Consider the following 9,222-nt stretch of genomic DNA (forward strand, 5'->3'; position numbering starts at 1 on the left):
AAAAAACTAATTGCTCAACAAAGAAGCAAAATAGTTTTTACAGTCAGAATCATTAAAAAATAGAAAACGGATTCCTCAGTTCAAAGCTAACAAATCTACCCAGAACGAACTCGGCTAGATAGCCGAATTAGAATCAGCAATCCTGGTGATATGCATTTCAGTAATCTACGGATAAACACGTAAATTTTGAATGAAGTCAGGCTGTTTTTCTTTGAAGAAATAGCTCACTGGAAACCTCTTTGAGGATTTACCCACATTTCCTAACCTGGCTAAAACCTTGCACCACGGTCGTTTAAGGCAAATAAAATACTACTTTAAGACTTCCCTGGGTAGCCTGTAAAATCAGTGGATTCAACAGTTGCGTCGGGAGAAAAACACCTGTTAAAAAGAAGTTACGTAAGTGCTAATCTCCCTGTCAATACAAGTAATGGTACGGAAACAGTAGTGATTTTACGTCAGGCATATTGCCACTAAAAGTAATTTATCTCTTAGCCAAATGATTGCCTTTCTTTAGGATTTTCTTGATTCGTTAGCCATTTATTCTTGGGAAATTTGTTTTTTGACTTCAATATCAACCAATTAGCTGAAATGGTAATGTTAGAAAACCAAACCTCAACAAAAAGTTTGTACAATGGCACCGCTTCCAGGTGGGTGCGAGGAGAGCCTACTTCCCTCTCAGATTTCACTGCCCGTCCAGTGGTTCTGGGCATGTGTGAACCAGTTTCTGACCTGCGGATACTCGATTTGGGTTGTGGCGAAGGCTATTGCAGCCGTGAATTGCGGCGGCGGGGAGCGAGAGAGGTCTTTGGCATCGATCTGTCTGAAAAGATGATTGAGGCAGCTTGTTTACAGGATAAAGAGGATGGGCTGGGGATTCGCTATGAAAGCGGATGTGCAACTGATCTAAAGCAATTTAGCGATCGCGAGTTCGATCTGGTCATTGCTGTTTTTCTCTTCAATTACCTGACGACAACTCAAACCCGTGAATGTATGGCAGAGGTTGCCCGCATTCTCCGCCCCGGCGGTCGGTTCGTGTTTAGTGTTCCCCATCCATCCTTCCCCTATATGCGGGAAGCAAAGTATCCGTTCTACTTTCAGGTTGAGGGGGGTGGTTATTTCAGCAGCCGTGACCAAAAGTTTGCTGGTCAAATCTGGAAACGAGACGGGTCATGGCTCGATGTTCAGCTTGTCCACAAGACGTTTGAAGACTATTTCGATGCCCTGAACAGCGCTGGGTTTGCCACATTACCAAGCCTACGTGAACTCCGCGTTACACCAGAGCATGTTTCCCTGGATGAGTCCTTTTTCGGTCCGTTGGTTGATTATCCACTTCATGTAGCGATGCAGGTAACACGATGAACCCATTGTCTTCTTCTGTAATGAAGTCCTTTCGTGAACTTACAGGTGTTCACCCTCTTTGGAATCATCCATTTCTGACTCGGTGTCGCGCCGAGCAACTTACTTTAACGGAAGTTCAGGTTCTTGCGGTTCAGATGTATAAGTTCTCTAAAGAGTTTAACCGTATCCTGGCAGGCATTCTATCCTGTTGCCCAGATGAAAGTGCCCAGTTGGTTATCCTGGATAACTTGTTCGATGAAATGGGTCAGGGCGACCCCAACTGTGCTCACTCTGAGCTATTCCGCCGTTTTACCCGCTCCCTAGGGATCCAAGATGAAATGCTGGCAGCAATCCCTCCGTTACCTGAAACAGATGCCCTGATTGAAACGTATTTGAAATTACCCCATCAGTATGGCTATCTGGCTGCCCTGGGTGCTGTTTGTTTTGCTTCAGAAGGGATTGTCAGTTCACTTTACCGGCAACTCTACCAGGGGATTGTTTGTGCTACACCTTTACCCAAAGACGCTTTAGCCTTTTTTGAAGTCCACATTGATGTCGATGATAGCCATGCAGCAAAGTTAGCAGCAGTTATTGAACATCGGATCATGACGAATGAAGAAGCGATTGAAGTCAATCGTGCAATTCTTGAAGCAATGGATGCCCGAGTTCAGTTTTTTGATGGCATCCAGCGTCAGGTTGCAGAAACTTTGCCATTCAATGAGCCGCGACTACTTGCTAGCGTATGACCTTGACCATGGCCTTTTGCTGAAAAGTTCGCACAGAATGGTCTTGCTGAAAATCTTCCGTTGATGTTGGGGCGGGTTTAAAGCCTATCCGATCGTGCCTCATCGCGTTAATAGAAATTTCAGGATATAGCTATAGCAGCCCTAGATCAGTCGTAAGACTGAGAGGCTTTGAGAGAAAGGATTCCCTTGGAATTCTCTCTCTCAATCCAAATAGGATTGCTATATCACCATTATTGTTAAGTCATCTTGAGTTTATTAATTTAAACGTTTAAACGCTTAAAGAATGTCTTAACTACTATGGTAACCGCTACAAACTTTGTGTTTAAACTCATTCACCTGCCAGATTAGCTCGCCGATTAGCGATTGGAGCCAGGGTGTTTACTAAAACCGTTTCTCAATCAGGCTTAATGCCAGTAGATGTAGCCAATTTCAGTTCTGGCTTTAGTCTGCCGCCTCAACAATTTGCAGCGGTGTTTCCATTCCATATGGTATTCAATCGTAAGCTTGAGATCCTGCAAATGGGTGATGGGTTGTGCCAGGTTTACCCCAAGCTATCCGTAGGAACACACCTGGAGCAGCATTTTCAGATTAACCGCCCAAAAATCCAGATTGATTTTGATTTAATTCAACAGCATACTCGCTCGTTATTTATGCTGGAATCGTTGCAGAATGGGATGCAACTGAAAGGGCAAATGGTGCATATCAGTGAGCCAGAGGTTATCGTTTTTTTAGGTTCTCCCTGGATTACTCAAATCGCATCTCTGAAGACGTTTGGATTGTCCCTGAAGGATTTTGCGATTCATGATCCGATCGCTGATTTTCTGTTTCTGCTTCAGGCACAAAACACCGCGTTAACAGATGCCAAAAAGTTGAACGATCAACTGACTCAGCAACGAGCAGAACTACGCAAGACAAATCAAAAACTAGCTGCCCAGTATGCGGTAACTCATATTCTTGCAGAGTCCTCAACGTTCAATCAGGCAATTGTCAAAATCTTGGCGGCGATTGGTCATGCTCTGGATTGGCGCGTGGGTGTGCTGTGGATGGTAGACCAAGCCACGCACTCGCTCAAATGTCAGGAAGTGTGGCAGGCACAAGCAGGGCAGTCGGTTGAATTTGCATTTACAACTCGCAGGGTTCAATTCATCCCAGGAGTCGGATTACCAGGACAGGTTTGGCAATCTGGAGATGCCGTTTGGGTTGAAGATCTCAGTACAGAGTATGCTTCACCCCGGAGTGCTTCTGCGATCGCCGATGGAATTCATGGTGGGTTTGGGCTACCAATCAAGCATGGTCATCAAGTTATTGGAGTGCTGGAGTTTTTTAGTCACAAAACTTGCCAACCAGATAACGGACTGTTAGAAATGATGGCTGACATTGGGATTAAAATTGGCCAGTTTGTCCAGCGCAAACAAATTGAGGAGGCACTGCTAAAGCAAATCGAGATTTCTGCCGGACTGAAAGCAATTCTTGACAGTATGGGTGATGCGGTGCTGGTTGCGGATGAAACCGAAAAGTTTTTAGTTTTTAATCCAGCCGCAGAACGCATGTTTGGAAGTCGGGCAGTCGATTTGCAGCAATGGTTTCAGCAGTTAGGGCTTTGTTTATTAGATTGTCCGACTCCATGTGATATGAATCACTTTCCTCTTAAGCGATCGATTCGGGGAGAGGATGTAAATGACGTAGAAATGTTGATTCATCACCCTAAAGCCCCAAACGGACTCTGGATTACGGTGACGGGTAGGCCGCTCAGAGACCAACATGGAAATTTAAAGGGTGGGGTAATTGTTTGCCGGGATATTACCGGACGAAAACAGGTGGAAGAACAACTGTTGCATGATGCCCACCATGACGGATTAACTGGGTTGGCAAACCGGGCACTGTTTATGGAACGGTTGCAGCGGGCGATCGCCTTAACCAAACATCAGACAGATTATCTATTCTCAGTTTTGTTTCTGGATCTGGACCGCTTTAAGGTCATTAACGATAGCCTGGGGCATATTGTCGGAGATCAACTCCTGGTTGACATTGCCCGCAGACTAGAAGCTTGTCTGCGACCCAAAGATACCATAGCCCGACTCGGTGGTGACGAATTTGCAGTTCTGCTTGAGAATCTGCAAGACAACGCGGATGCAATTCAAATTGCGGAACGGTTACAAAAAGCACTTGTGAAGCCGTTTGATTTAAATGGAACGGAAATATTTGCCAGTATTAGCATCGGCATTGCCAGCAGCACCCTGCACTATGACCACCCGCAGGATCTCTTGCGAGATGCCGATACAGCGATGTATCACGCCAAGTCCCTGGGTAAATCCCGTTACCAAATTTTTGATAAAACCATGCACGCTCGCGCAGTCACTCTATTACAAATAGAGACGGATTTACGACGTGCGATTGAGCGCCAGGAGTTTCGGTTGCACTATCAACCGATCGTATGCCTGCACACCCATCAAACGATAGGCTTTGAAGCCTTGATTCGCTGGCATCATCCAGAACGAGGACTCATTTCTCCCGCAGATTTTATTCCCATTGCCGAAGAAACAGGCTTAATTATACCCATCGATCTATGGGTATTGCGAGAAGCCTGCAACCAAATGCTCTGCTGGCAAATGCAAATTCCTCAGGCTGCCGCTTTTACCATTAGCGTCAATATTTCTGGCAAGCAGTTTTCACAACCCAATTTGATTGAACAGGTCAAGCAAATCTTGCAAGAAACAGGTCTGGATGCTCGCCGCTTAAAACTGGAGATTACTGAAAGTGTATTAGTGGCAAATGCAGATATAGCTATCCGGATGCTTCAACAGTTAAAAGCTTTAGGTATTCAACTATCAATGGATGACTTTGGCACGGGCTATTCATCCCTCAGTTATCTTCATCGATTTCCTATGAATACATTAAAAATTGATCGGTCATTTACCAAGAGTATTGGTGCCGATCCTAAAAAATTGGGGATTATAAAAACAGTGGTATCCCTTGCTCAAAATCTGGGCATGGATGTGATTGCTGAAGGAGTCGAAACCTTAGAGCAAGTATCCCAACTTAAAGACTTGAAATGTACATCGGCTCAAGGCTTCTTCTTTTCTAAGCCAGTGGATAGCAAAACAGCCCAGGTTTTGATTTTAAATGAGTTTCAAACGTCCGTTTCTGCTTTGGTCAACAAATTGATGAGTAGTTAGTACGATTGCCCTTTAACGCCCTCTAAAGAGTCAGGAGATCTTATGTACGGATTAGTCAATAAGGCGATTGAAGACATGGTTTGTAACCACTTCGGTAAAAAAACCTGGCAAACAATCAAAGAACTGGCTGGGATTGAAAACGATACTTTCATCAGCATGGAAGGCTATCCCGATGATGTGACGCATCGGCTAGTTAAAGCAGCAAGCCAGGTTCTAGGTTTGTCCTCCTCAGAAATCATGCAAGCATTTGGAGAATACTGGGTTCAATACACGGCTCAGGAAGGTTACGGTGAGATGTTGGAAATGAGTGGAGACAACTTACCAGAGTTTCTGCAAAACCTGGATAATCTCCATGCTCGTGTAGGGGTGAGTTTTCCTAAGCTCCAACCACCTTCATTTGAGTGTACTGATCTGGAAGACGAATCGCTCAGCCTACACTATCGCTCAACGCGGGAAGGGCTTGCTCCGATGGTGATTGGATTGGTGAAAGGATTAGGGAATCGATTTAATACGGAAGTCGATATCGCTCAGACTGAAAATCGGACTGAGGGAGCAGAACATGACACTTTTTTGGTGAAATACAAGTCAACCGGAAATACGTCTGCTTAAGAAGGCGTTGTTGAAAAGAGGGATGAATTGAAACGAATTTTCAAGCGTTCAGCACCTTTTTCCATCCCCAGAATCAGCAACGTCTATTTAAGAGTTTGGTATTTAAAAGTTTTGAATTCACCAGGGCATCTTCATCTAGTTTCGTAGCCGCATCTTTATTAATTGATTGAGCTAGTAATTCCCCCTTAACAAAGCAGGTATGTTCTTCTAGTAGTCTGGCAACTTCAAATTGATGGTTAGGAGAGCGCAGGGGTTATTTTTTGAGGGCTTTCAAACCCTCAAAAAAATTATTGGCAGAACACTAGTGGCATTTGCCTGCTGAGCTTCATTTGAGTATTCACTATGGTTACTAGTAATCTTAGCCTGCCGCCCCATTTATTTGCGAAGGCTTTTCCATTTCATTTTGCGTTTAATTGCGATCGGGAAATCCTTCAAGCGGGTGATGCTTTGCAGCGTATCAGTCCTGAGACTTTGATCCACAGCGTATTGGAGCATCATTTCCAGATCATTCGCCCAAGTGTTGCTTTAGATTTTGATGCGATTAAAAAACAAACGCGATCGCTATTTATGCTTGAGTCTCTGCACAATGGAATGCAGCTTAAAGGACAAATGATGTATGTCGAAGAACAGGATGCCATTTTCTTTCTAGGCTCTCCCTGGGTCACCGATACTTCTAGTCTGGGGACTTATGGAATTAAGCTCAAGGATTTTGCGATTCATGACCCCATCGTCGATTTCCTTTTTCTTCTGCAAACCAAAAACACAGCCCTGGCGGATGCCAAAAAATTGACAGACGAATTGACTCAGCAGCGGGCGCAGCTACGAAGTGCACTACAACTCAAAGAAAGCTTAGCCAATATTGCTGAAGCACAGGCTCAAAAACTGGAGCAAGCACTTAAGGAACTTCAGCAAACTCAGACTCAGTTGATTCAAACGGAGAAAATGTCCAGTCTGGGGCAACTCGTGGCGGGAATTGCCCATGAGATTAACAATCCAGTCAACTTTATTCACGGTAACTTGAAGCATGTGGATGAGTATGCTCAGGATCTTTTAAAACTTCTGAGGCTTTATCAACAGCACTATGCTCAACCAGTTCCAGCAATTCAAGATCATATGAATGAAATTGATTTAGAGTTTCTCTTGGAAGATTTTCCAAAAATCCTGGCTTCAATGAAGTTGGGGTGCGATCGAATCCGTCAAATTGTGCTGTCTCTGCGCAATTTCTCGCGCTTAGACGAAGCAGAAATGAAGCAGGTTGATATTCATGAGGGAATTGACAGCACGTTGTTGATTTTGCAGCACCGATTAAAGGCAAAAGGGGAACAACCTGAGATTAGATTAGTGAAAAACTACGGGAACTTGCCCCTGGTTGAATGTTCCGCTGGTCCAATGAATCAGGTGTTTATGAATTTAATCAGCAACGCGATTGATGCGTTGGACGCTTATAACAGCCAGCGATCGCTTGCCGCTCTCAAAGCGAACCCTAGCCAAATCACGATTACAACGGAAGTTTTGAAACCGAATCGGGTGACGATCCGGATCGCGGACAATGGTCCAGGAATGCCAAAGTCAGTTCGAGAACGTTTGTTTGAACCGTTTTTCACCACCAAACCAATCGGTAAGGGAACAGGACTGGGACTATCGATTAGCTATCAAATTGTGGTGGAGAAACATGGAGGAGCTATCTGGTGCGAATCCCAGCCAGACCATGGATCTGAGTTCTGGATCGAAATTCCAATCTTTGTTGAATGCCAGATACCCAGTTACTCTCTATCCCTGGATAAAGCTATTTCTGCCTCTATAAATTAATAGTCAGCCTGTTTGAGTTTTTTGCCTGGTTCCGAGGGAATAGCTAAGACCGATTCGATATAAGTTTGCCCTTACCAAGGGGCTTAAGCCCCTTATCTAACAGACTTTCTTCTAGGCAGCGTCAAAGAGAATTGATATAAGACTACGAATGGTTTGTGCTAGCTTTGTCCAATGCCCTTTTCGTTAAACCATGCCTGGAGTCGTTTCCAGCCATCTCTGGCATCTTCCTCACGGTACGAGGGGCGGTAGTCGGCGAAAAAGGCATGGGGTGCGTCGGGATAGACAACTATTTCAGAGCCACTATTGCTGGACTGGAGGCGCTCGCGCATTTGCTCTACAGTCTCTAAGGGAATACCCGTATCCTTGCCGCCATAAAGCCCCAGCACTGGAACTTTTAGCTCAGATGCCACATCAACCGGGTGTTTGGGGGTTTGTTCAGTCTCATCCCCTACCAGTCGTCCATACCAGGCGACACCTGCTTTAATCTGAGGATTGTGAGCAGCATACAACCAGGTAATTCGCCCACCCCAACAGAAACCTGTAATTCCAACTCGCTCAAGGTTTCCCAGGGAGGATTTTGCTGCCCAATTCAGGGTGGCATCCAGGTCTGACATTACCTGGGCATCGGGCACCTGGGCTACTATCTTGCGGATTTCGTCAATGTTGCTGAGTTGGGAGACATCTCCCTGACGGGCAAACATTTCGGGAGCGATCGCTACATATCCCAGCTTGGCGAAACGGCGACACACATCTTGAATATGTTCGTGAACGCCAAAAATTTCTTGAATCACCAATACAATCGGAAAGTTTTTCCCTGATTCGGGCATCGCTCTGTACGCCGGAATTTCGCCATCCTGAACTGGAATTTTGACTGCACCAGCTATTAATCCTGTGGCATCGGTAGTCACAACTTCGGCAGAAACAGGGCGTACCGCCAGCGCAAAGCCAGTTGCCAGCGTTGCAGTGACAAGAAATTGACGGCGCGTTAACTCTTTCATTGTTTCTATCAAACCTATCCGATAAGCAATTTGCATAATTTAAATACTGGTTCACCCTATGTCAAATCTGGGAGAGACAAACCATTCTAAAGGTAGATTTGGAGGAAGCGGAAGGGGTTGTATTTCTAAGAACAAATATTGCTGGGTTAATCTCCTTAAAAGACTTTCCTCTTTCAGATCAGTTAGCCAGCGTTTTGCCCGCTACCCGACTGACACTGATTGGTACAGAGCAGTCACTTCCTGCTTCAACGACTTACGTCTTTTTGCGCATAGCAGAAGCTTTAAGTCAGATGGATTGCACCTATGGACGGCTCATCTATAGTTTAGACTCGCTTACTTTAGATGCCACAATCCCATCCCATGATCTTCTGGGTGGAAAAGCTCAACAAAGCTGGGTAAACAATTTCCGGCGTTGCTGAATAGAAATATGATTTACTGCGGGACGGGCACATCACCAAATTTGAGGTAGTGTAGTAGCAAGCGAATCGAGTGCTTCAGCATTTCTACGGACTTGGAATAGCACAAGGTCTTGCGGATGCAACCGGG

General features: G+C 45.1%; 7 protein-coding genes. 6 read left to right on the forward strand and 1 reads right to left on the reverse strand.

Annotation, left to right across the window (positions count from 1 at the left end):
- Positions 1–594 precede the first annotated feature (594 nt).
- The 5 genes from AC1S52_RS18165 to AC1S52_RS18185 all read left to right on the forward strand — a co-directional run bounded on the left by AC1S52_RS18165 (position 595) and on the right by AC1S52_RS18185 (position 7,678).
- A complete protein-coding gene (locus tag AC1S52_RS18165; RefSeq protein WP_482030454.1) occupies positions 595–1,359 on the forward strand; it encodes a class I SAM-dependent methyltransferase in 765 nt (254 codons plus the stop codon).
- Positions 1,356–2,084, forward strand: a complete 729-nt coding sequence (locus AC1S52_RS18170) for an iron-containing redox enzyme family protein (RefSeq protein WP_482030455.1) — start codon at positions 1,356–1,358, stop codon at positions 2,082–2,084. Before AC1S52_RS18165 ends, AC1S52_RS18170 begins: the two co-directional genes overlap by 4 nt.
- A gap of 374 nt (positions 2,085–2,458) precedes the next feature.
- Positions 2,459–5,260 carry an EAL domain-containing protein gene (locus AC1S52_RS18175; protein ID WP_482030456.1) on the forward strand — a complete coding sequence of 934 codons (2,802 nt, stop codon included), beginning with the start codon at positions 2,459–2,461 and terminating at the stop codon, positions 5,258–5,260.
- Positions 5,261–5,302: 42 nt separating this feature from the next.
- On the forward strand, positions 5,303–5,869 hold the full coding sequence (locus AC1S52_RS18180) for a heme NO-binding domain-containing protein (protein WP_482030457.1): 567 nt from the start codon (positions 5,303–5,305) through the stop codon (positions 5,867–5,869).
- Positions 5,870–6,211: 342 nt separating this feature from the next.
- A complete protein-coding gene (locus AC1S52_RS18185; protein WP_482030458.1) occupies positions 6,212–7,678 on the forward strand; it encodes an ATP-binding protein in 1,467 nt (488 codons plus the stop codon).
- 158 nt (positions 7,679–7,836) lie between these two features.
- Here the strand turns inward: AC1S52_RS18185 and AC1S52_RS18190 are convergent, their stop codons facing one another.
- A complete protein-coding gene (locus tag AC1S52_RS18190) occupies positions 7,837–8,676 on the reverse strand; it encodes a dienelactone hydrolase family protein (protein ID WP_482030459.1) in 840 nt (279 codons plus the stop codon).
- 98 nt (positions 8,677–8,774) lie between these two features.
- Between AC1S52_RS18190 and AC1S52_RS18195 the strand changes: the two genes are divergently transcribed.
- On the forward strand, positions 8,775–9,095 hold the full coding sequence (locus AC1S52_RS18195) for a hypothetical protein (RefSeq protein ID WP_482030460.1): 321 nt from the start codon (positions 8,775–8,777) through the stop codon (positions 9,093–9,095).
- Positions 9,096–9,222: the final 127 nt, after the last annotated feature.

The organism is Kovacikia sp. CALU 1929 (genome assembly GCF_056784235.1).